Source organism: Nocardia sp. Tas62D01 (genome assembly GCF_055232035.1).
This window is the reverse complement of record NZ_JBUYUZ010000001.1, coordinates 4,521,769-4,545,209: the sequence shown is the minus strand read 5'-3', so window position 1 is coordinate 4,545,209 and position 23,441 is coordinate 4,521,769. Positions and strand designations below refer to the sequence as shown.

Genomic DNA, 23,441 nt, shown 5'->3' with positions numbered 1-23,441 from the left:
CACCCTCGGACCACGGGTAGTTCAGTCAACACACCGGAGCCGGGGATGTGGTTGCAGTTCGACTGGGGTGAGGGCCCGCGGGTGGCGGGTCGGCGCACGCAGTTGTTCTGCGCGTGGCTGGCGTGGTCACGATTCCGGGTGGTGATCCCGTCGTGGGATCAAACCCTGGGTTCGTTGGTGCTAGGTGTGGACGTGACGTTGCGCCGGATCGGTGGTGCGCCAACGTATTTGCTGACCGACAACCCGAGAACCGTGACGGTGGACCGGATCGCGGGGATTCCGGTGCGGCATCCCGAAATCATTGCTGCCGGAAGACATTACGGCTGCAAGGTAGAGACGTGTGAGCCGTTCGACCCGGAATCCAAGGGCGGGGCGGAACACACGGTGAAGATCGCCAAGGCCGATCTGGTGCCGACCACGGCGAACCTGTTGGCGGAGTATGCGACGTTCACCGATCTGGCCGACGCGTGCTGGGCGTGGTGCGAGCGGATCAACGCCCGCCCGCACCGCGAGACCGGCGTGGCGCCGGTGATCCGGCTGGGGATCGAACGTGAGCATCTGCATGTGCTGCCCGCCGAGCCGCATGCGATGGCGCTCGGTGAGGAACGCCTGGTCACCGACGATCAAACGATCCGATGGGGGTCGGTGCGGTATTCGACCCCGGACGGGCACCAAGGCAGGAAAGTCTGGTGCCGGGTTGCCGGTGAGGAGTTGGTGATCACCGGGCCGACCCCGGCCGGGTTGGCTGAGATCGCGCGGCACCGGCTCTCGACGCCAGGGAACCCGCGCATCCTCGATGAGCACTATCCGCACCACGTCGGCGGTGATCTGCCGCGGGTGCGGAAACTACGGCCCCGCACCGTCGAGGAGATCGCGTTCCTCGAACTCGGCGAGGGCGCGCACCGCTGGCTGGTCGAGGCTTCAGCCTCCGGGGTGTCGAGGATCCGCGCGAAAATGACCCGCGCCCTCGAGTTGGCCGCCCTCACTAGCTCAGAGGCGGTCGAGGAAGCACTCGGGGTAGCTGCGGTCGCGGGCCGCTTCGACGACGGCGACCTGGCCGCGATCCTCGATCACCTCGCGAAGTTCTCTCGCCTCACCGACGAGACGCGCGCCGACGAGACGCACTCGGCGCAGCCGGGCACCAGTAACTGGGAAAGGTTCGGCGCATGAGCCACCCGAGGCCACCGGCGCTGCCGGAAGAGCTGGACAAGATCTGCCGCCGGATGCGCCTGCCCTATCTGCGCAAGGCCGCACCCGACGTGCTCGCCACCGCCCGCGCCCAACGCTGGGACCCCGCCGAAGTGCTGCGGGTGCTACTCGCCGAAGAGGTCACCGGCCGCGACTCGGCGACCCGGCGGATGCGACGCAAGACGGCGAATTTCCCAACTGGCAAGACATTTTCGTCCTGGCGGCCGGAGGAGTCCACTATCACCGAGGCCACTCAGAACGCGCTTGCTACCCTGGAATGGGTTGGGCGACAAGAGAATTTAGCTGTCGCTGGACCATCGGGTACTGGAAAGAGTCACTTCGTCGAAGCGCTCGCGCATTCGGCGATCGAGAACGATCTGAGGGTGTCGTGGTTCACCCTCGAGTCGCTGACCGCCACGATCGGCAAAGCCAAGGTCGACGGGTCGATCGCTCGCGCGGTCGCCCGCATCTGCAGCTGTGATCTGATCGTGGTCGATGACATCGGCATGCTGCCGGTCGGCGCCGACGCCGCCGAAGCGTTCTACCGGGTGATCGATGCAGCATACGAGCGGCGGTCTATCGCGGTAACAAGCAATATTCATCCGTCCGGTTTCGACACCATCATGCCCAAGACCCTGGCCACAGCCACTGTCGATAACCGGAGTAGGTGCGGGTTCCTTCAACCGGATTTCGCTGGTGTCAACGCATCTCAGCAGCTCTCGGCCCGTTCGATGGCCTGATCAGACATATCCGGCAATCTGCGAGTTATTACAGGAATCCTGGAGCAGCTGCTGTAATCTGCGACACCATGCCGGATTCCGGGACACGCCCACTGTCGCTCGTTCCGGCGGCCACGCCCGATGGCGATGAAACGTCTGTGGAACCGATCCTCGAGCCGGGGCTAGCAGATGTTGTCACGCTCCAGCGGCGCAAGGCCGCCGAGGTTACTGCCGACGACGAGCAGAGTTTCTTCCTGGATACAGTCGCTGAGTATCAATGGGCCAGGGACACAGCGGGTTTGGCTGCTGCCACGCTGGATGGGCTGACCAAGCCGATCATCGAGATCTGCCAGTACTACGGTTTGGTGCCGTGGCAACTGACCCCACGCCAAGTCGACAAGTACTTCGCGGGTGTCGGCAAGCGGGCACGCTCGACGGTGCGCCGCAAGATGACCCTGATCGACAGCTACTTCGCCTTCCTCGAGCAGCGGTATGCCGGTGAGATCGCCCGCAACTACGGCGTCGGCGTGGAGTCGCCGATCGACCCGTTCAACCGGCCGACCCATCGCGGCGACTTCGGGCTGCGGATACCGCCGTCCCAGCGGGCGACACGCGAATTCTTCGGCCGCTGGCGGGAATCGCTGCCGCAGTCGCGCAAGCCGGCGATCGCCCGCCGCGACTACGTCATGGGCAAGCTCACCTACATCTCCGGCGTTCGCGCCGCCGAGCTGTGCTCGGTGAGGATCGGCGACGTTCACTGGGAGTCCGGTCAATGGGGCCGATTCCTGGTGCACGGCAAGGGAGCTCGCGGATCCGGGCCTCGCCAACGCGAGGCTTATCTGTTCGAGGAAGGCCGGGCGCTGTTGTGGTGGTATATCGAGGAAGTCCGCGCCGAATTCTGCGACGACCCAGACGATTCCGAAGCCCCACTGTTCCCGTCCGAGCGGATCCCGCAGGCCGTCGCCGCGTTGAATCTGGCCACCCCCGGCATCGCGGTCACCCCGTCGACGTTCCGGCGGGCACTGAAAGCCGTCGGCCGCCGGTTTCTCACCGGCCCAGTGACCGAGCTGCATCCACATCTACTCCGACATGCCTGCGCAACCCACAACTACGAGCGGGGAATGTCGCTCTGGGAAGTACAGAAATTATTGGGACACGATCGCCCGACCACCACTGTTTCCTACCTGGCCACCGCACACGCCGACCCGGAAACCGCGAGCCTGGCAGCAGCCGGGAGAGCGGTGCAACGACTCGTCATGGACAAAGGAACCCTGCGATGAAATGGAACCTGCGCTGGGCCGCGGCCAAACGCGACATCTGGCGGCCCAGCGAGCTGATGACCGTATTCGCCGAGGTCGGCTTCACGCCATCGCTGAGCAAAGTCGCCGCCCTCTGGAGCAACAAACCCACCACGGTCAGGCTCGATGACCTGGACAAGATATGCGCCGCACTGCAGTGCACGGTCGCCGATCTCCTGGAAGCCGAGCCCCTCACGACCGCCAATGAGCAAGAGCGGCAAACCAATCGGGCCGTCGGTGGGACGGATGAACCCGTGCGACCGACCGCCCGCCGCGGCGGGACCAAACGATCAATGCCGCCGAACTGACCCGTGACAGCGACACCGAGGAACTGGCCGATCGGGCAGTGCCCGGTCTGCCTGGGCTGGGGCGAGAGACGGCAATACACCACCTGCGCCCCCTGCGGGAAATGGCGCCGCGCCTTCCCAGAATGCAAGCCGTGCTTGCGATGTCGGCATCGCAACCATGTCAGCGACGAGGGACTCTGCCGCTCGTGCTTGCAAGTCCTGCGTGTCGACGATCCCGGATGGCTGCTCGATCCCGTGCCCGGCCGCCCGACGCAACTCACGCTGATCCTGCCGGAACTGCGCTCGTTTCGGGCCACCCCGATCGTTCTGCCCGCGAAGTGGAAAAACCCAAGTGCCGCAACGGGAAAACCCTTCCCCGACCTGGTGCCGACCCCGCAGCAACGACGGCGGCTGACCCCACGGCCTCCCGCGCCATCGATATCACCTCACCTGCTCGACCCCACGCAGATCATGCTGTTCGACGCCCGTCGAGACTGGAGTCGCTTCACCGTCGGTTCCCCCAATGCCCTGCCTGAGCTGACACCGGCAGCCACAGCCCTGCTCGAGGAGTTCCAGCAGCACGCACGAAACCACGGGTGGGGTCCGATGCCCCGCAACGCCGGGGCGATGACCTTGCGGGTCCTGCTGGGCTGGCTCGGCGCAGCCGCCCCCATCCCCGAAGCCGACATCCGTGCGGTCGCCGACCACCGCCCCAATTCCGCCATCCGACGCGTCCTGCAGTTCCTCGACGCTCACGGCATGGTCATCGCCGACCCCGCCCGCCAAGGCGACACCATCGAACGGGCCATCCAGCAGCGCATCGACACCCTTCCCGATGCCCTCGCCGATGAAATCGGTTGCTGGATAAGTGTTCTGCGTGGCGAAGGACGCCGACCACACCCACAATTCCCCTTCGCCACGATCCGCTCCTACCTGAACTGCCTGCGGCCGACGCTGGCCATCTGGACCGAGTCCGTCACCAGCCTGCGTGAGATCACCGGTCCCGACATCCAATCCGCCCTCGACCGGCAACCACCCGTCACAGCCCGCAACCTGCTCTCGGCCCTGCACAGCCTGTTCCGCGCCCTCAAACAAGAACGACGCATCTTCCGCGATCCCACCCGCGGGATCACCCTGACCGCGATGCGTCGCCTGCCCGTCCCGATTCCCACCGACCGCCTGCACGGTCTCATCGACCGCACCGAAGGGCAGATGGCCAAACTCGTCGTCGCCCTCATCGCCATCCACGGCCTGGGCAAACAAGAAACCACCCACCTGCAACTGAACGATCTCGACCTATCCGCCGGACGGCTGCTGGTTCGACGACAAACCCGACACCACACCGTCTACCTCGACGAACTCACCCACACCCTCGCGCTCGACTGGCTACACCAGCGGCGGCGCCTCTGGAGCCGAACCTCCAACCCCCACCTGCTGGTCAGCCAGGTGACCGCAGCCGATGCCACGCTCCCACCCGTCTCCCACCGGGTCATCGACATCATCTTCGAGCGGCTCGGTCTCACCCCATCCCAACTCCGCCGCGACCGCATCCTCGACGAAGCCGCACACACCGCCGACCCCGTCCACCTCATGCGCGTCTTCGGCATAACCGCCAAGACCGCCATCACCTACGTCCAAGCAGCCCACCCCGAACGCCGCTCCACCACACCCCGGTAACAACCCGCCGACGACCGCCCACATCCGCGAACCCGACCCGCTTCGACCACACACCACCCGACCACGCACGGGTTCATCGCATACCACCACCGAGAATCGGCGAACCCGCGCGCTTTCGCCTGCTCCACCACGCGCATCTCGTGCTCACCACAGGTGATTCCCACCGCTTGGCCGAAGCGCTCGCCGGCAAGGGGGTGGTCGCCTTGGCCTGACCCAGCACCTCCAGCGCCGCGGCCCGCGGCTAGAACGGCTCACCGTCGAACATCGGCTCGCCGCGGCTGCCGCCGAACAGGAACGCGAACCGGCCCAGATCGACGCGCAACAGCTCGATCGAGTAGGTATCGGACCCGACGACCCCGGCCAGCGATTCCGCAACGGCCGGACCAGCATTCGCCAGCCAATCATCGAGAAACATCAGCATCTCGGCGAGTTCGACGGCATCGGCAGTTGCCAGGCGGATGTCAGACACGACCACCACAATGCACCACCTCACACAACGCGGAAACCCCGGACCGCCGACGGCCACCCACCCGGACAACCAATGGCCGCCGATCCGGAGAACTAATGTCCACCAGCCCGGACGCTAGCTGTCCACCCACCCGGTTTTCCCGGTGACCGTTGACACCTGCGGTAACCAACCTGCGCATATCAGACTGACAACGCGTCGACACCGACACGCTCGCCACCCCCGACACGGACGACCGATCCCGGCAAACGAAGCGGCGTCCACGACGACGGTCCTGGACGCCGCTTCCCCATGCCTCTTGACAAACCGGCCTACATATCAGGTGGCTGGTGGGGACTGTCAAGTTTCCGGTGTAACTGATTGATTGCTCGGTTACTTTCGTGCGGCGGACAGGCGTCCGTCGAAGGTGATCTCGAAGGCGTTGAGGGCGTCTTTCCAACGGTTGGACCAGCGTTTGCGGCCTTTGCCGGTGGGGTCGAGACTCATGACCGCGAGATAGACGCATTTGAGACATCCCAGGGCTTAGCTTGTCAAGCTGCGGCTTGTTGATCTTGGGTGTGGTGTGTCCAGGCGGTGGTCTCGTTGTAGAGGGTTCCGGATTTGAGGCAGCCGTGGAGGATGCCCACGAGCCGGTTGGCGACCTGACGCAGGGCGGCACGGTGGGCTAGGCCGCGGGCGCGTTGCTTGTCGTAGTAGGCGCGGGCTCCCGGCGATACGTTGAGCGCACTGAATGCTTGGGCCATCAGCGCGTCGACGAGCCGGTCCTGGTGCACGAACCGGGCCGCGACGACCTTCATTTTCCCCGAGGCGCGGGTGATGGGGCTGGTCGCGGCATAGTTCTTGCGGGCCTTGGCGCTGGCGTAGCGGGTGGGGTCGTCCCCGAACTCGGCGAGCACCCGGGCGCCGAGGATCTTGCCCAGTCCTGGCTGGGACAAGATGATCTCAGCGGCCGGGTGCCGGCCAAAATGGGCCTCGACCTCCCCTTGCAGGACTTTCACCTGCTCGTCGAGGGTGGCCAGGACCGCGACCGCGGCGCGGGTCCCTGCCGCGTAGGCCGCCGCGATGACCTGGTTGCGGCCCAGCTGCTCGCTGCGCAGGATTGCCTGGATACGGGCGGCTCTAGCGTCGAGGTCGCCGCGGCGGCCGGCCCGCTTCAGCGCGGCCCGGATCTGGTTGAGCGACAACCGCGCCGCGGCGGCCGGGTCGGGTGCCTTGCCGAGCAGCTCCAGGGCGTCGGGAGCGTCGAGGTCGTCGAACGCTTCCAAAGCGGCGGGGAAGTACTCCCGCAACGCGTACCGTAACCGCTGCGTGTGGCGGGTGCGTTCCCAGATCAACGTTTTATGTGCTCGCGCAACAACTTTCACCGCTTCTGCGGCGGGACTGTCCCCGGCGACCGGACGCAACTGGTGCGCGTCGGTACGGACCATGTCGGCAAGGGTATGCGCGTCGGCGGCATCGCTCTTCGCACCCGAAACGCTGCGGCGTTCCCGGAACCGGGCCGCCTGCAACGGGTTCACCGCGTACACCGTGTAGCCGGCCGCGATCAACGCCGCGACCCACGGGCCACGATCGGTTTCGATCCCGATCCGTACCTGCGCGGCATCGGCGTCGTCGCCGAGGTGTTCACCGATCATGGCGTGCAGCCGGGTGATCCCGGCGATCCCTTCCGGTAATCGAGCCTTGGCCAGCCGTTTCCCGGCCTCATCCATCAGCTCGACATCGTGGTGGTCCTCGGCCCAGTCATCACCGACCAGCAGCACAGCTGTTCCCTCTTCATCGTTGTCGGACACCAAATCCGGCAGCGTGCGGGAGAACGTCGGCGACCTAATGAATCGGTGCTCACGCCGTCATGCGGCAGGCACGACATCCCATCAGCGATCCATTTCTCCCGGCCGACCGGCAGGGGCACGATCTCAAAGCAGGACTCGAAGTCCGGGGCCAATCAGTGCTCACCTACCAGCCGCTACCAGTAGCGAGTCTGCCCGATCGACCGACCCGCTACATCTCATTAGGGCGGCCTGCTGGTTCGGGAAGTGGCCGCGGGCGTTGACGGCGCGGCGGATGCGGGCGTTGATGGACTCGATGGCGTTGGTGGTGCAGATCAGGGTGCGGATTGCCTTGTCGAACTGCAGGAACGGCACGAACTCCGCCCATGCGTTGGTCCACAACCGGATGATCGCGGGATACCGTTTCTCCCACTTCTCGCTGAACTCGGCGAACCGGTCGAGCGCGTCGGACTCCGACGCCGCGGTGTAGACGGGTTTGAGGTCTTTCGCGATCGCGGACCAGTCCTTGCGAGAAGCGTAGTGAAAGCTGTTGCGCAGCAAGTGAACTACACAGGTTTGCACGATCGTTTGCGGCCACACCGCGCTGATCGCGTCGGGCAGGCCCTTGAGTCCGTCGCACACCATGATCAGGCAGTCGGCGACGCCGCGGGTCTTGATCTCGGTCAGCACCCGCAGCCAGTACTTCGCGCCCTCCCCGTCGCCGTGCTCCCCGGCCCACAGCCCCAGCACCTCTCGGGTGCCTTCGCGGGTCACCGCCAACGCGACATAGATCGGCCGGTTGGCGACCTGGCCGTCGCGGATCTTCACATTGACCGCGTCGATGAAGATCACCGGATACACCGAGTCCAAAGGCCGGTTCTCCCCACTCGCCCATACCCTCGATCACGCGGTCGGTGATCGTGGAAATCGTCTGCTTGGAGACATCGGCGCCGTATACCTCGGCCAGGTGCGCGGAGATCTCACCGTGGGTCAATCCCTTGGCCGACAACGACATCACCATGTCATCGACCCCCGACAGGCGGCGCTGGCGTTTCGCTACGAGCTTCGGGGCGAAGCTGCCTCCGCGGTCGCGGGGCACACTGATCTCGACCGGGCCGGTGTCGGTCAGCACCGTCTTGGCTCGCTTGCCGTTGCGGGAGTTCTCCCCGTCACGGCCGGCCGGGTCGTGCTTGCCGTAGCCGAGGTGGTCATCGAGTTCGCCTTCCAGCGCGGACTCGATCACCGCCTTCGTCAGCTGCCCCAGCAGCCCGCCCTCACCGGTCAGCCGCAAACCGTCAGCGCGGGCGCGGTCCACCATCTGCCGGATCAGGTCACCCTCCGGCGGCGCCGCTCGGGTCGCGTCCAGCTCGGCTACCATCTCCTCATTAATCACATAAGTCACAGTGAGCTCCTTCTGTCTCAGGAGTTACACCGTTTACCGTACAGTCCCGGCTGGTGTCGAACGGGGGTGGTTTGTGGGCTCGGGTCGGACGGATCGATCGTGCGGCGGGTCGGACGGTCGATTGTGTGTGGGTCGGCTTGTGTTGCTGGATTTGCGTTTTCGGTGCCGACGACCTCTTGTGAATGTCCCCGACGGTCTAATGTGGTCGCCTGATCTGCCCTAGTTCACTGGTCAGGCTGTCGCGATCGTCCAGGATCGGTTGGGTGCACCGCTGACGCCGAGTACGGCCAGCCGGGCAAGGTTGGTCGCTGCCGCCAACAATGCGAAGTCTGCGGCGACCTTCAGTCGTCCCCGGACACGCGCGCGACGGCCGCCGTGGGCAGTCGGCACAGACCGCACCGAACGCGGCGGAGCCGACGGCGCGTTCACCTTTGCGGGCACGGATGGGCGCGGTGTTGCCGGCCGGACAGGTCACCGTCTCACGCTCGAGGTCGACATCGAAACGATCCTTGGAGAAATGTCCCTTCACCGACGCCGATGGCTGCACCTTCAGTCCGTTGTGAACCCCGTTGTCGTCCAAGTGTTTCAACAACTCACCAGCACCATAGGCGGCATCGCCGAACACTCTCCGACCATCACCATCACCATCACCATCACTATTTTCGGCTTCGGCTTGCAGGATGTCGGCGAGCAGTTCCTCGGCGATCTCAGCATCGCCGCTGTTACCGGGCGTGACTTCGGTGGCGGTGATGATCTCGGTGTCCGGGTCGATCGCGATGTGGCCCTTGTAGCCGTCGAATCCCCGCGCACTGGTCTTGTGCCCGTGGCGGGTCTCGGGATCCACCGTGGAAATAACCCGGTCCGGGGCAACCCTGCGCAGGATCCGAAACACCCCGTCATCACCAGCGCCGATGTCTTGACCCAACACGGTCGCCAACAACTGCGACGCCTTGTCCACCGCGACGCCCAACTCGCGCCCGTCGAGACGGGCCAGCACTGCCATCCCGTCACGGGTCCGGGAATCGACCAATTCCTCACGGGCAGCGTGGTCGTCCCAGTCGATGCTCGGCTTACCCGTGCCGGCGTAGTCGTCGCCGCTGGTGATCACCCCACGCAGTTCCTCACCCAACTCGCCGGCGGCTACCGCGAGCAGGCCACGAATCGCCGAACGCAGCAGTGTGATGGTGTCCATCGTGGCCACCGCGTCATACAACGGCGTCGAGTCCAGCACCCGCTTACGACCCACCACACCCGCTCGCCGGGCCACCTCGAGGACCACCTCGAAAATCCGGTCCGGGGAATCCGAACGAGCCAACCTGGCACGCATGTCCACCAACACCGTGTGTACGAACCCCGGATAATCGAAATCCAACCCACCCGCCGCGTACTTCCACCGCGCGTCGAACGCGAACCGGTCCACCGCCTCCCGATCCGACAGTCCCTCCAACCGTTGCAGCACCATCACCACCGCCACGATCATCAGCGGAACACTGCGACGACCCACATCGGTGAACAGATCAGCGAACATCTCATCGGGGAACAACCCGAAGCATTCCCGATGCAGCACACCATAAATCGAGTCCGACCCGACCCTGCCCTCACAGAGGGCCACCGTCGACCGCAACAAGTCCGCCTGCCTCGGCGCCTGCCCCAACGTCACCCGACAATTCAACTCGAGCCGCCACAAGCGCGTCAACGCCTCACGAAAAACACCAGCCACCTATGGCTGGGTTCGTTGGTGAGGAACTGCCAGTAGGTCACGCCGCCGATATTGAGGGCGACGATCAGGGATGACTCATCGAGTGTTCGGAGCATATAACGGACCCTGATCCCGACCTGCTTGGACATCAGGACGGCGGCGATGTGGCACCCGCGGATGGTGATGGTGCCGGTTCCGCGGTCGAAGCCGGAGGTGGCGTTGAAGATCCGCTCGTAGGTCCGGCGACGATTGTCGATCAGGCTCACTGGGTCGAGGACGCGTAGCACGGTGTTCATGGGTTCCTCATGTTCGTTGTCGCAGGCTCGGCCTGAAGTCGTTGTGCCCGTGATGCTTTCGGTATTTGAAATCGCAATGTGCCCCGCGTGGCCTGGACCAGTGGAGGTCGAAGTCGTCCGTCTACCGAACTTGGGCGTCGAAGAAGTCGAGGTCGCGCGGGTTCGTCGAGTTCGCGACCATTGCGGACAGAAGCAGCGGAAACGTGCTCGCCGTAGGACTAGTAGTACTCAGGTGCGTAGCGAGTGTGGATCGCAGACAGGATCGGCTCGACTGCGGTGTTGATGGCGTCGGCGACGCGATCGAGTTCCGCTGCATGGTCGGCGTGCATGCAGGCGCGGCGCGTACAGGTGGTGTAGAGCCACAATTCGCCGAAGGGTAGCTGCGCAGCTTCCGTTGTTGCGCTCGGCCCGGACGAACTCCTGGTCATCGGACTGGCCGTGGTCGCGGACACCGACCGCGACCCGACCAGGGCGATCGCGCGGGAGATGGTGTCGGGAAGGCACGAACAGCCGTCATGCGCGTCGAGCATGGTCTGGGCTACACCTAGGACGTCGCCGCGGGGAGTGGCCGAGATGGTTGCGTCGGACAAGACCTCAGTCTTGCCGGACTCGTTGTAGCCCAGAACTAGCCTGCGCATCAAGACTCCTCAAGGTCATAAGTGCAGCCGGGACTGGCTGCAGGACTCCATACCGCGCCGCACGTCCCCCGCGGCTGGCACCACTGACGGTACGAGCGGCGGGCGCAGCGCGGTTGCAGGTCGGCGCACGAAAGTTGCTGACACGCGCAACGTTCGCCCGCGACCTCCCTGAGTCCGCGGAGGGGCGACGGCGCGGCGACGATCATCGCAGTCGCGGGTCGCACTGACGGGGTCCTCCGCCCACAAGTACGCACTCGTCCGATCGCTGTCCGACTCCCCTGCGTACGATGCGGTTGGAGGCCGCGGCCGTCACGTTGCGGTCGTCGGTACAGCAACAGCGCAGAGCGGATGGCACGCGTGGTCCCGTGTTCGGGGTGTCTTGGTCCCATGCGAAGCGGAGCCGGCACTCTCTCGACTCCTTGTCGGTCCAGTTCACAGCGCCATCATCCTCGCGGCCACCGATAACACCGCAGCGATTGCTGCGGCTATGCTGGGTCCGGGAACGAGCAACCCGCCTCGACAACTCGTGGTTGCGGCGGTCGCTGGCGCTACGTCGTCGCTCGACGACCCCCTTGCTGTCGAGATTGTCGACCAGTGCCACCACGCGACTGGAGACGACACCGAGTTCGCTCGCCAGCGACCGCTGGCTGCCACCCGGCTGGGCGGCGATCATCCGGAGCAGTCCGACATCGGGTGGCGAAAGCCCGAGATCGCTTATCCGCTCGGAGAACCGCTGCGCCGCATGTGCACCGGTCTGAGCGAGCAGGAACGGCGCTGCCCGCGGCGGCTGTGTGCGCGCCGCACGATTCTCATCCCTTGCTCCATGTCGCTCACCGCGCTATCGTACACACTCGAATACCGTTCACTTCAGTGAATGAGTTAGTGCAGGAATGGATTGACATGGCGCTTTCGTCACCACTGCCAGAGACCGTGCACAACCGGCAATCAGAATCCGAACCACCGCTCGGTGTGCTAGGCATCATAACCACCGCACTATTCGCGGCCGGGTTGGTCATCGGCAAAGTACATGCCGGCGGTGACGTGTTTCCGTCACCGTTCGGGTCGGCAGCCGCCGCGCTGACCTACTTCACCGCACATTCCGATGCCGTCCGGACCGGGGCGACCCTTCAGTTCGCCAGCACGATCCCACTGGTGATCTACGCATCGGCCGCGTCGGCTCGGCTGAATGCCCTTGGTCTGCGGGCGACGGGCGCCACCGTCACACTCGCAGGCGGCGTGCTTGCCGCGGCGTTCTTGGCATGCTCGGCCATCGTCACATGGGTGTTGACCGTGCCTGATGTTGTCGCCGACCTGGCGTTGGTGCGGGCGCTGCACACCCTGGCGTCCTCGGTGGCCCCGGTGCTGTCGTCCCGACCGGCATGCTTATTGCTGCATTGGCGGCCTCCGGCGTGCTCGGACGGGCGCTCGGGCCGCGGCTCGGCTGGAGCGGTGTGCTGATCGGGGCAATCGCTGGGCCGACCATTCTCACCTTCATGTTCACCGGCGGGGCCTTTCTGCTGCCTATCGCGCGATTCGCTGGACTGGCCTGGCTAATCGCCGCCGGTTTCGCTCTACCGAAACGCGGCACGACCGTCGTTTCCGACCGCAACGAAAAGGAGTCTCAATGAGGATGTCAAGCCGCAGCTGGGGATCCGATCGGGTTGGGGGCCTGGTCGGTGAGGTGGCGGCCGTCGCGCAGCAGCGCCCACAGGACGTCGACCAAGCGCCGGGCCAGGGCTAGAAGGGGGCTTGGGTATGGATGAGTCGTTCGGATCGTTTGCGCTGGTCGAACGCTCGCGATCGGCCTTCGGTGTTGATGGAGGACTGGGCGGCCATAAAGAACACGCGCCGCAACCGCTGGTTGTAGCGTTTTGGTCGGTGCAGGTTGCCGCTGACCCGGCCGGAATCCCGCGGCACTGGCACCAGCCCAGCGTAGGAGGCCAGTCGGCCCGGGGTGGCGAACGCGGCCAGGTCGGCGCCAGTGGCGATGAGGAACTCGGTACCCGGGTGCGGGCCCATGCTGGGCATCGACTCGATGATCGAGGCCTGTGGACACTCACGGAAGCGGGTCGCGATCTGCTTGTCGAGATCTTTGATCTCGCGATCCAGATCGAGCAGCTTGGCCGCCAGCCGCTTGATCAATCCCGCCGTGGCCGCTTCCGCGGGCACCGAGATGTCCTGCTCGCCCGCGGCGGTGACAGCCTCGGCGGCGATGGTGTCGATGGTCCTGGCCCACGCTCCGTTCTCGGTGAGATATGTTGTGACACCAGCAATTCCGTCCGCGCGGATCTCGGTCGGGGTGCACATTCCGGCGACCAGGATCAGCGGCGAGCGGTTGGAGTAGTCGAATTCGGCCTCCAGTGCGGGGAAGATAGAGGCGAGCATGGCGCGCAGTTGGTTGACCCCTCGCACTCAATCGGCCATGAGGTCGCTGCGGTAGCTCGACAGCTGAGTCAGCTCGGCGACCAGCTCATCGGGTGCGGTTACGGCCGTCAGGTCGGTGCGTATGCGTGCGGTCTCAGCGATGACGCGGGCATCTTTGGCGTCGGTTTTACCCTCGCCGCACAACACTCCGGTCATGGTGGCCACCATGCGGCCCGGCACATACACCACCCGCTCGCCAGCGGCGAGCAACACCGTGATCAGCAGCGCGGCAAGCGGGCTGGTCAGATCGATCGCCCATTGCAACTCGATCCCGGTCTTGCGCGCACGGGCGATCACCGACTCGATCGAGTGTTGATCGTTGCCGAACTTGCCCGACCAGCATGCTTTGCCGGTCTCGTCGACCACGCACACATGATAGCTGGCCTTACCGACATCGATCCAGATCCAGATCCAGATCCAGATCCAGATCCAGATCCATTGACGCAAAGCCACTCTCACACTCCTGTCAACACAAAACAGGCCCGTGGACAACCCCGCCATCAGGTCCCCAACAGCGACGACTCGCATCAGATCTCAATAAGTGTCGGCGCGTCCAGCACGGCGGAACAGCCACTCCTTCGGAGCCACAAACGCAGCAAACAACCATCGCTACACCCCACCGCCCTGGGCATCCAGGGCACCAAATCCCAGACACCCACAAACTTAGGGAGATCAATCATGTTGCTTTGGACCTCGGGCACGAGCCGAGTACGGCATGCACTGGCGCGAACCGCCATCGTCGGGACATTGGCACTCGCCCCGGCCGCGCTCGCCGTACCGGCGTTCGCGACCCCCGGCTCGGGCACCGACCTGCCTGGCGTCAACACCACGTGCGGCATGCCGCCCTGCACTCCCGACGGCTTCGGCTCCGACGGCTTCGGCGCGGATGGTCGCGACCGATTCGGTCGCGACCGATTCGGCCGGGACCCAGGAGGTTTCGGTCTGGACGGCTACGGCCTCGACGGCTTCGACCGATTCGGTTACGGTCGCGACGGCTACGACCGATCCGGCTACGACCGATCCGGCTACGATGGATTCGGCCGCGACGCTTGGGGATACGACCGTAGCGGCTACAACGCGCAGGGCTGCGGCCGCTCCGGCGAGGACCGCCCGGACGCCGACCACGCGGAATGCGACCGCCAGCGCCAGTCCCTCCTCCCCTCCACCGGCAGCAGCTCATAACCTCCCCCGCCCTCACCAGCGTCACGAGTGGCACACTATGGAGGAGGCTTCTCGGTGTTTCCCGCAACCATGTGCCACTCACGTATGCCGAATCCCGCGGTGGGCCGCTTCCGCGGGCACCGAGATGTCCTGCTCGCCCGCGGCGGTGACAGCCTCGGCGGCGATGGTGTCGATGGTCCTGGCCCACGCTCCGTTCTCGGTGAGATATGTTGTGACACCAGCAATTCCGTCCGCGCGAATCTCGGTCGGGGTGCACATTCCGGCGACCAGGATCAGCGGCGAGCGGTTGGAGTAGTCGAATTCGGCCTCCAGTGCGGGGAAGATAGAGGCGAGCATGGCGCGCAGTTGGTTGACCCCACGCACTCAATCGGCATGAGGTCGCTGCGGTAGCTCGACAGCTGAGTCAGCTCGGCGACCAGCGAGTGATCGACATTCCCGAGGAGATCGCGGTCGCGGTGTTCGAGCATCGTCTGCATTCGGTGCGGTGCGGGTGCGGTCATGTCACCGAGGCGGACGCGCCGGACGGGGTGAACGCCCCGGTGCAGTACGGCACGAACCTGCGGGCGTTGGCGACGTATCTGGTGGTGTATCAACATATTCCCCTCGCTCGTGCGGGGTGAGTTGATCGCCGATGTCACCGGGGCACGACCCTCGACCGGGTGGATCAGTTCGGTGATCGCGGCCACGGGCGAGTCACTCGCCGATGCCGACGCGGCGATCCGCGCCCGGTTGATCGCGGCGTACACGCTGCACGTCGATGAGACCACGATCAACCTCAACGGGGGAGAAGATGTGGCTGCACATCGCCTCGACGGCCACGTTGACATCGTATTTCCTGCACAAGTCGCGGGGGCGGGTCGCGGTCGACGAGTTCGGAGTCCTGCCCGGTCTCACCGAGGTGTGCCTGCACGACGCGTTGGCCGTCTACGACGGCCCCGACTATGCCACCGCCACCCACGCGTTGTGTGGCGCCCACATCGCCCGCGAACTCGTCGTCGCGGGCGAGGCCGACCCCGACAATCCGTGGCCCACCCACGCCCTCGATGCCTTGTACGGGCTCAACACCGGCGCACGCCAGGCCCGCGACGACGGCCGCGACACGATCGCCGCCGAGGTCCTCGATCCGCTGCTGCATCGAGGAAAACATGCCCTGTTGTGCGGGCTGGTCGATAATCCCCGCCGCGACGGGCGTCCCACCAGGGACAAATTGGCTAGACAAAGCTTTTCAGTGCTTGAACGGTGTCGTCAGCCGCCCGATCAGTTCGGGGAGGTGATTTCGGAGGTAGAAATGATCCCCTCGGTATACATACGTCGTTACGGAACCGGTCGCCTGTTTATCCCATCCCTCCAGATGTTCGGGCCTGCAAAGCGGGTCATCGTCTCCGGCGAAGAGGACGAAGGGGCAGTCGAGCAGAGTCGATGCCGCCGTGTACCGATAATTGCGGTACATGGTGTAGTCGTAGGTCAGCGCCCGCGTGGCGCGTTCGAGCAGGGCTTGTTCCTGCCGGATCTCCGATGGGATGAAGGCCAGAGCCTCCAACGCCTCGGGACTCGGGTTACGGAAAAGACGTTCCGACAGCTGGTCCATTCCCGGGCCGTCGGGGGCCGGCATCGCCGAGAGCCCGAGCGTCACAGGGGCGATGCCGTGTCCGCGCCAGAGTGCGCGAGCGGTCTCGAACGCCAGCAGGCTGCCGCCGCTGTGCCCGAAGAATGCGAACGGGCGGGGGTCCCGATCCGCTGAGATCATCATTGAGAGTTCTTCGGCCAGTGCGGACAGATCGCTCCGCGGTTCCTCCTCCGCGCGGTCTTCGCGCCCGGGCAACTGGACGGCGTGCAACTCTACGTGCTCGGGAAGGAGGTCGATCCAGGGCAGGTAGGTCGATGCCGAACCTCCGGCGTGCGGGAAGCAGTAGAGCCGTGTCGTGGCTTCAGGTCGTGGAACGAACGTCCGAAACCAGCGTCCGGCGGTGACGCCGGTGTCGGCGGGGGCGGCATGGGTCTGCTCGTCGTCGGTGGTCCGCACTTCCAGGTCGAGACGTTCCATGAGATAGCCGACCAGCTCGCCCGCACTGGGGTGGGTCCACACGATGGTGGCGGGGATCTTCACCTGCAGGTCCACTTCGAGGCGATTGCGTAACTGCAGGGCCGTGAGCGAGTCGAACCCGAGGTCGGACAGCACCGTGCTCGAGTCGATCGATGCGCTGCTCAGTCCGAGTATCGCCTGCATGCATGTACCGAGGTAGCCCAGGTCGACCCGGCTTCGCTCATCGGGCGATGCGGTCCGGAGCCTGGTGTTGATGCCGTCGTTGCCGGTGACGCCGGACTCGCCCGCCGACCGGACCGGCATGTCCGCGAAGAAGGTGGACTCGGCTGCGCCAGGGGCGGCACGGAACCAGTGTTCGGGGTCGTAGACGAATACGCCGGCGTTGGTCCGCTCGTGGTCGATCAGTTCCGCCAGACAGCGCAGCCCGTCGGCGGTGGTGAACGCGGCGTACCCGTGCCGCCCCAGCTCCGTGGCTCGGCCAGCCTCGCCCCAGACCCCCCAGCTGATCGCCTGAGCTGGTAGTCCGCGCGCCCGTCGCCACCGAGCAAAGGAATCGAGCCAGTCGTTGGCCGCGGCGTAGTTACCCTGCCCCGGGCTCCCGAGCAGCGACGCCACCGACGAGAACAACACGAACCAGTCCAGCGGGAGACTAGTGGTCGCCTCGTGCAATCGCCATGCGCCGGTCACTTTCGGCCGCCACACACGTTCGAGCCGCTGGGCGTTCAGATGGCCCAGGGCACCGTCATCGAGGATGGTCGCTGCGTGCAGCACCCCGGACAGCGCCCGTCCGTCGGCGGTCGCCGCGGCGACCAACCGCTCGGCCACGCCGGGTTCGGCGATGTCGCCGCGGACGACGTCGATCTGCGTACCGCCTGCGCGGATTTCGGCCAGCGCGGCAGCGGCGTGTTCCGAGGGCGCCGACCTGCCGTTGAGCACGATCCTGCCGGCGTCCTGGTCGGCGAGCCAGCGAGCGATTTCCAGACCGAGACCGCCGAGCCCGCCGGTGATGATGTAGCTCGCGCCGTGACGCACGGCAGGCCTGGCACCGTGCGGGAGGGCGACGTCGACTTCACCCTGCTGCGGCACCGTCAGAATCAGCTTTCCGATATGCTTGGCAGCGGCCATGTGCCGCAACGCCGTGGCTGCCTCGTTGAACGGGAACTCGGTGCAGACCGGCGGGCTGAGTCGACCGGCGGTGAACTCGTCCCGGAGTTCGTTCAACAACTCACGGATCAGCGGACGGCGTTCGCGGCCGAGAACAGCGAGATCTACCGCAGCCACCGTGATGTTACGGCGCAGCGCCAGCAGACCCAGCTTGGCGTTGGCGTAAATATCACGTTTGCCGATCTCGATGAACCGCCCGCCGAGGTTCAGCACGTCCAGGCCGGCGAAGAGCGCGGGTCCGGACAACGAATTCAGCACCATGTCGACCCCCTCGCCGTCGGTCGCGGCGAGGGTCTGGGCGGCAAAATCCAGTGACCGAGAGTCCATCACATGCTGCACACCGAGAGCGCGGAGGTAGGCGCGCTTACGGTCGCTGCCAGCCGTGGCGAGGACCTCCGCATCGAGCGACCGGGCGATCGCTATCGCGGCCAGGCCGACACCCCCGGTTCCCGCATGGATGAGGATTCGCTCGCCGGCGGTGATGTGGCCGACTCGCGTCAGCGCGTACCAGGCGGTCAGGTAGGCGGCGGGCACACCGGCGGCCTGGATATCAGTCATCCCGTCGGGCACCGGCACGACCACTTCGGCAGGCAAGGTGACGAAAGTGTCGGCCGTGCCGTCGTGGAACGCCATCACCCTGTCGCCGATCCGCAGGTCGTCCACTCCAGGACCCACATCGGTGATGACGCCGGAGCATTCCAGACCGAGCCGACCGGAGGTGCCGTGCAGGTCGGGGAACATGTCGAGCATGTGCATGACGTCTGCGAAATTCAAACCTATTGCCGCCGTCCTGATCTCGACCTCACCGTGCGCCGGTTCGCGGCGTGGCCGGGTGAGCGCGCCGATCGTGTCCAGATCGCCGGGCCGGGCGATGTCGAGAGAGATGCGGTCCTGGCCGTACCGCCGGATCCGCCGGGGCCGAGTTCGCCAGGTTCCGTCGCTGATGTGGGCCTTCACCAGCCGCGCCGCCCACCGCCGGTCGCCCCGCCAGGCGATCTCGTCGTCGGAGCCGTCGGCGAAGAGTTCGGCGACGAGATTGCGCACAGTGTCGGTGCCCGGCTCCACGTCGACCAGGGTTGTGCGGAGGCCGGGGTGCTCGCACATCGCCACGCGGGCGACGCCGCGCAACCCACCGTGCACGAGTGTGGGCGCCTCGTCTCCGTCGATGGTCTGAGCGCCCTGGGTGACGATCCATAGCCGAGGCATGCCGGTCTCGGACTCCGACAGCAGCCCGGTCAGATCGACGAGACGCATCACCTCGTCACGGCACAGATCCGGGACATCCGGCTGCGCCGAGGCCGACGAAGCCGGGAGGAACACGACGTCCGTCGCGGGAGCCAGCGCCTTCGTAACCGGTGCCACAGGCCACGACTCGCGTGGGCCCTCGGCGCTCAGCAGTGTGGCAGGCGCCCCCGACGCGGCCAGTCCAGCATGGAGAGCTGCCGACAGTGGGTTGTCGCTGTCACCGAGTACGAGCCACGTTCCGCGGGCAGTGGTCGGCAGTTCCAGCGGCAGGGACGTCCACCGGACCTCATGGAACAATCGCTCGTGCCGGGAGGCCGGTCCCTGCCGCTCCATCGGAGCGAACCGCACATCGGCGGCTTCGGTCAGCACGGAGCCGTCCTCTGCCAGCAACCGCAGCTTCCCAATTGCTCCGTCCGCCGACGCCGAGACAAGTGTTGTCTGGCAGTACGCGGCGGCCGGATCGGCCGCCGCGTAGACGCGAAGCGATCCCATCCCGACAGGGAAGAGCAGCCGCGCCCCCGCGCTGCCGGTCGCGGCGACCGCCGAGATGAGCAGCGTCTGCAGGCATGTGTCGAGCAGGACCGGATGCAGACTCACCGGCCCGGCGAGCGTACGTGCCGCGGGCGGTACGCCGACCCGCGCGAGCATCCCACCGTCGGCCGCCCTCCGCAGACTCTCCACACCAGCAAAGGCCGGGCCGTGATGGTAACCGTCGGCGCGTAGTTCCGCGTAGCGGCCTTCGACGTCGATCCGCTCGTCATAGACCGCATCCAAGGAGGCTGGATCGACCGGTTCGGGAGGAATGCCCTGGGGTAGATACAGCAATTCGGCGGTCGCGTGGGTGATCCACTCGTCGTCGCCGTCTCCCTTGCTGAGCATCTCCACGACCGCCGTGTCATCGCCACGAGGTATGAGCGAGGTATACAGCGTCGTGTGCTCCTCGAGTGGCAGCAGCCGGACGAATCGTATATCGACCAGCTGGACGTGCTCTTCGGCGCAGTCGAAGAATTCGGTCGCCGCTGCCAGCGCGGTCTCGCAGTACGCCGCTCCGGGCAGTACCGTGACGCCTTCCACCTGGTGCCCGGCGAGCCACGCCTGTGCCCGTGTGCCGACATCGACCTGCCAGAGGTGCCTTCGCCCGGCCTCAGGGACGGCCGTGTGCGTGCCGAGCAGCGGTGGCCGGATCTCCTCCGCCACTTGTCGAGCCGGGTGTGGCAACGGTAGATCGACCCAATGGCGTATCCGATTCCACGTGGTCGCCGGGGCCGCGACGAGCGTCCCGTCCGCGTGTCGCCGACCGAAGTCGATGGGAACGCCTGCGCGGTACAGACGGGCCATTTGGCCGGTGATCGTGCGCAGATTGTCGTTGTCGCGCCGGATGGTGTGCGCGATAACCGCGTCGCCGTCGGTCTCCTGGAGCGTCTCTCGCATCGCGTGGCCGACGATGGGATGCACCGAGACCTCGAGGAAGGCGGCGTGGCCGTCCTCGGCGGCGGCCCGGACCGCGTTGGCGAACCGGACCGGTCTGCGGAGGTTGTCGGCCCAGTAAGCGCCGTCGAAGGCAACCGTTTGTCGCGGGTCTTCGGTGACGGTGGAGTAGAACGGCACGGTGGGACGTTCGGGCCGGATCTCGGAGAGCGCACCGATCAGCAGGGGGGCGTACGGGTCCAGATGCGGCCCGTGCGCCGCCACGTCGGAGGCGACGAACCGGGCCATCAGCTCGCGTTCCTGCCATTGCTCGACAATGTGCCGTATCGCTTCTGGGCCTCCCGCGACCACGGTGGCCTGTGGCGACGAGATCACGGCCACAGTGACATCCTTGACCCGGCGGAGTTCCTCCTCGACCTGCTGGTGGGGGAGGTCAACCGACGCCATAGCCCCGGTACCTGCCAGCGGGATCAGCTGGGCGGCACGGCGGCAGCTGACCCGTACACCGTCCTGTAGGGACAGGGCACCGCAGACCACCGCGGCGGACACCTCGCCCATCGAATGGCCGAGCACCGCCGCGGGTCTCAGGCCGAGGGATCGCCAGATCGCGGCAAGAGCTACCTGAGTGGCGAACAAGGCGACCTGGACGCGGTCGATCTCTGTGACCACCGTCGGGGCGCGCAGCGTGTCGGTCACCGAGAAGCCGGCCTCGGCGGCTACCAGTGGCTCCAGTTCGGCAATCGCCGCAGCGAACACGGGCTCCTCGTCGAGTAGGCGGCGCCCCATGCCTGCCCACTGCGAGCCCTGTCCGGAGAAAACCCAGACCGCACCCATGCCGGCAGCAGCGCGGGCGGTGCCGCTGAGCGAATCGTCCTCCTCCTCGCCCGCGGCGAGTCGGTCGAGTCCTTGGATGAGCTCATCCACAGACTCGGCGACCACGGCCGTCCGCGCCCGGTGATGCGAGCGCCGCACCGCGAGCGTGTGCACCACATCGCCGAGTTCAACCCGGTCGTGGGTGTCGGTCAGCCAGCGGGAAAGCCGCGCAGCGGTCGCACCCAGCATCTCCGGCGCTGTCGCCGAGAGCGGTACCAGAACCGGGCACGGCGCGGAGTCGGTCCGCGTCCCCGTGGCAGCGGGCGGATCCGTGTACTCCTCCAGAACAATGTGAGCGTTTGTGCCGCTGAAGCCGAACGAGGACACTGCCGCCAGCCGCGTCGGCGCGTCCACCGGCCAGGCAGTCGGCTCGGTCGGCACGAAGAAGCGGGTGTCGTCCGGAGAGATCTCCGGGTTCCACCGCTGGAAATGCAGATTCGGCGGGATGACGCCGCGCTGGATCGCGAGTACGGCCTTGATGAAGCCCGCGATTCCTGAGGCGGACTCCAGATGGCCGATGTTCGACTTCACCGAGCCCAGCGCGCATCGTCCCGCGCCGTCCCCATAGATCGGAGACAACGCGCGGAACTCGATCGGGTCGCCGACCGGCGTCCCGGGGCCGTGGGTCTCCACCAGCCCCACCAGGCCGGGGTCGATCCCCGCCTGCGCGACCGCTGCAGAGTAGACCATGCGTTGCGCTTCCTCGGATGGGTGGACCAGTCCCTGCGACCGCCCGTCCTGGTTGATCGCGGAGCCGCGGATGACCGCCAGCACCCGGTCCCCGTCGCGTTGTGCGTCCGAAAGCCGTTTGAGCACAACAATTCCGACGCCTTCGCTACGCACCAAGCCGTCCGCGCGGGCGTCGAAGGCGTGACAGCGTCCGGTGGGCGAGAACATCCCCCACCGCGTCCCGGACAGCATGAACTCTGGACTCAGCATAACGTTCACACCGCCAGCCAGCGCGAAGTCGGACTCTCCCGTCCGCAGACTCTGGACGGCCAGATGGGTGGCGACCAGCGATGACGAGCATGCTGTGTCGATGGCGACACAAGGACCGTGCAACCCGAGGACATAGGAGACACGTCCCGCCGCGGTGCTGTGGACGTTCCCGATAGTCGCGGCGTAGGCATCGATGTTCTGGTAATGCGTGCCGAGTCGCACGGAGTTGTCCTGACTCCAGATCCCGACGAAGACACCACCCTGCGTTCCCATGACATTGCGTGGCGGGATGCCAGCGTGTTCCAGGGCCTCCCAGGAGGCTTCCAGGAGCAGCCGATGCTGGGGGTCCATCGAGGCGGCTTCCGCGGGCGATATACCGAAGAAGGCGGCGTCAAAACCGGTGATGTCGTCCAATGTGGCGGCCCAGCGGGTGTTGGAACGGCCCGGTACCTGTCGATCCGGGTCGTAGAAGGCATCCACGTCCCATCGGTCGAAGGGACCCTCGCGCACCGGGTCCTTTTTCTCGATCAGAAGACGCCAGAGGTCATCCGCCGAATTGACGTCCCCCGGCATTCGACAGGCCATCCCGATGACCGCGATACGCTCGTCAAATTTGTGTGGTTCGTCCATGAGCAGATGCGAGATGTCACCGATAACCATCGTTCTTTCCTTTCCGACAACTGCCGCAACTCGTATCGAGACAATG

The 23,441-nt window shown here is 66.0% G+C and carries 15 protein-coding genes and 5 pseudogenes; 9 read left to right on the top strand and 11 right to left on the bottom strand.

Annotated features, from left to right (window positions below; genetic code table 11):
- Positions 1 to 45 precede the first annotated feature (45 nt).
- From ACV7NQ_RS21520 to ACV7NQ_RS21500, 5 genes are all read left to right on the top strand, one after another.
- Positions 46 to 1,170, top strand: coding sequence for a Mu transposase domain-containing protein (locus ACV7NQ_RS21520; RefSeq protein ID WP_463361312.1), 1,125 nt, complete (start codon positions 46 to 48; stop codon positions 1,168 to 1,170).
- Positions 1,167 to 1,928, top strand: coding sequence for an ATP-binding protein (locus ACV7NQ_RS21515; RefSeq protein ID WP_463361311.1), 762 nt, complete (start codon positions 1,167 to 1,169; stop codon positions 1,926 to 1,928). Before ACV7NQ_RS21520 ends, ACV7NQ_RS21515 begins: the two co-directional genes overlap by 4 nt.
- Before the next feature lie 137 nt (positions 1,929 to 2,065).
- Positions 2,066 to 3,187: a tyrosine-type recombinase/integrase gene (locus ACV7NQ_RS21510; RefSeq protein WP_463358548.1), complete on the top strand. Its 1,122-nt coding sequence runs from the start codon at positions 2,066 to 2,068 to the stop codon at positions 3,185 to 3,187.
- Positions 3,184 to 3,513 carry a helix-turn-helix domain-containing protein gene (locus ACV7NQ_RS21505; protein WP_463358547.1) on the top strand — a complete coding sequence of 110 codons (330 nt, stop codon included), beginning with the start codon at positions 3,184 to 3,186 and terminating at the stop codon, positions 3,511 to 3,513. The genes ACV7NQ_RS21510 and ACV7NQ_RS21505 overlap by 4 nt, the downstream gene beginning before the upstream one ends.
- A 189-nt stretch (positions 3,514 to 3,702) precedes the next feature.
- Positions 3,703 to 5,169 (top strand): hypothetical protein, encoded by a 1,467-nt coding sequence (locus ACV7NQ_RS21500; RefSeq protein ID WP_463358546.1) that lies wholly within the window; start codon positions 3,703 to 3,705, stop codon positions 5,167 to 5,169.
- Between the two features lie 241 nt (positions 5,170 to 5,410).
- On the opposite strand, the gene ACV7NQ_RS21495 is transcribed toward ACV7NQ_RS21500, so the two are convergent.
- The 8 genes and pseudogenes from ACV7NQ_RS21495 to ACV7NQ_RS21460 form a co-directional block, all read right to left on the bottom strand.
- Complete coding sequence (locus tag ACV7NQ_RS21495) at positions 5,411 to 5,638, bottom strand: hypothetical protein (RefSeq protein WP_463358545.1); 228 nt, start codon at positions 5,636 to 5,638, stop codon at positions 5,411 to 5,413.
- A gap of 369 nt (positions 5,639 to 6,007) precedes the next feature.
- Positions 6,008 to 6,145: pseudogene (locus ACV7NQ_RS21490) on the bottom strand (IS256 family transposase); the annotation flags it as partial.
- A 20-nt stretch (positions 6,146 to 6,165) separates the two neighbouring features.
- Positions 6,166 to 7,395, bottom strand: a complete 1,230-nt coding sequence (locus tag ACV7NQ_RS21485) for an IS110 family RNA-guided transposase (protein WP_463365473.1) — start codon at positions 7,393 to 7,395, stop codon at positions 6,166 to 6,168.
- A 249-nt stretch (positions 7,396 to 7,644) separates the two neighbouring features.
- Positions 7,645 to 8,719 (bottom strand): annotated as a pseudogene (locus ACV7NQ_RS21480) (IS256 family transposase); the annotation flags it as partial.
- A 280-nt stretch (positions 8,720 to 8,999) separates the two neighbouring features.
- Positions 9,000 to 10,430 (bottom strand): transposase, encoded by a 1,431-nt coding sequence (locus ACV7NQ_RS21475; protein WP_463361310.1) that lies wholly within the window; start codon positions 10,428 to 10,430, stop codon positions 9,000 to 9,002.
- A gap of 65 nt (positions 10,431 to 10,495) precedes the next feature.
- Entirely contained in the window at positions 10,496 to 10,798 is a 303-nt protein-coding gene (locus ACV7NQ_RS21470) for a hypothetical protein (RefSeq protein WP_463361309.1), read from the bottom strand.
- A 218-nt stretch (positions 10,799 to 11,016) separates the two neighbouring features.
- Entirely contained in the window at positions 11,017 to 11,436 is a 420-nt protein-coding gene (locus ACV7NQ_RS21465) for a hypothetical protein (protein ID WP_463361308.1), read from the bottom strand.
- Between the two features lie 202 nt (positions 11,437 to 11,638).
- Positions 11,639 to 12,154: a MarR family winged helix-turn-helix transcriptional regulator gene (locus tag ACV7NQ_RS21460; protein WP_463365762.1), complete on the bottom strand. Its 516-nt coding sequence runs from the start codon at positions 12,152 to 12,154 to the stop codon at positions 11,639 to 11,641.
- Between the two features lie 251 nt (positions 12,155 to 12,405).
- Here ACV7NQ_RS21460 and ACV7NQ_RS21455 point away from each other — a divergent pair, with 251 nt between their 5' ends.
- Entirely contained in the window at positions 12,406 to 12,894 is a 489-nt protein-coding gene (locus ACV7NQ_RS21455; RefSeq protein WP_463361307.1) for a hypothetical protein, read from the top strand.
- A gap of 175 nt (positions 12,895 to 13,069) precedes the next feature.
- Here ACV7NQ_RS21455 and ACV7NQ_RS21450 read toward each other — a convergent pair.
- A pseudogene (locus tag ACV7NQ_RS21450) lies at positions 13,070 to 14,289 on the bottom strand (IS110 family RNA-guided transposase).
- A 249-nt stretch (positions 14,290 to 14,538) separates the two neighbouring features.
- Between ACV7NQ_RS21450 and ACV7NQ_RS21445 the strand changes: the two are divergent.
- Positions 14,539 to 15,042: a hypothetical protein gene (locus tag ACV7NQ_RS21445; protein WP_463361306.1), complete on the top strand. Its 504-nt coding sequence runs from the start codon at positions 14,539 to 14,541 to the stop codon at positions 15,040 to 15,042.
- A gap of 105 nt (positions 15,043 to 15,147) precedes the next feature.
- On the opposite strand, the pseudogene ACV7NQ_RS21440 reads toward ACV7NQ_RS21445, so the two are convergent.
- Positions 15,148 to 15,461, bottom strand: a pseudogene (locus ACV7NQ_RS21440) (IS110-like element ISMav6 family transposase); the annotation flags it as partial.
- Positions 15,462 to 15,464: 3 nt separating this feature from the next.
- On the opposite strand from ACV7NQ_RS21440, the gene ACV7NQ_RS21435 reads away from it, so the two are divergent.
- Positions 15,465 to 15,662 carry a hypothetical protein gene (locus ACV7NQ_RS21435; protein WP_463366114.1) on the top strand — a complete coding sequence of 66 codons (198 nt, stop codon included), beginning with the start codon at positions 15,465 to 15,467 and terminating at the stop codon, positions 15,660 to 15,662.
- A gap of 137 nt (positions 15,663 to 15,799) precedes the next feature.
- Positions 15,800 to 16,123 (top strand): annotated as a pseudogene (locus ACV7NQ_RS21430) (IS66 family transposase); the annotation flags it as partial.
- A gap of 144 nt (positions 16,124 to 16,267) precedes the next feature.
- Here ACV7NQ_RS21430 and ACV7NQ_RS21425 read toward each other — a convergent pair.
- On the bottom strand, positions 16,268 to 23,395 hold the full coding sequence (locus tag ACV7NQ_RS21425; protein ID WP_463361305.1) for an SDR family NAD(P)-dependent oxidoreductase: 7,128 nt from the start codon (positions 23,393 to 23,395) through the stop codon (positions 16,268 to 16,270).
- Between the last annotated feature and the right edge of the window lie 46 nt (positions 23,396 to 23,441).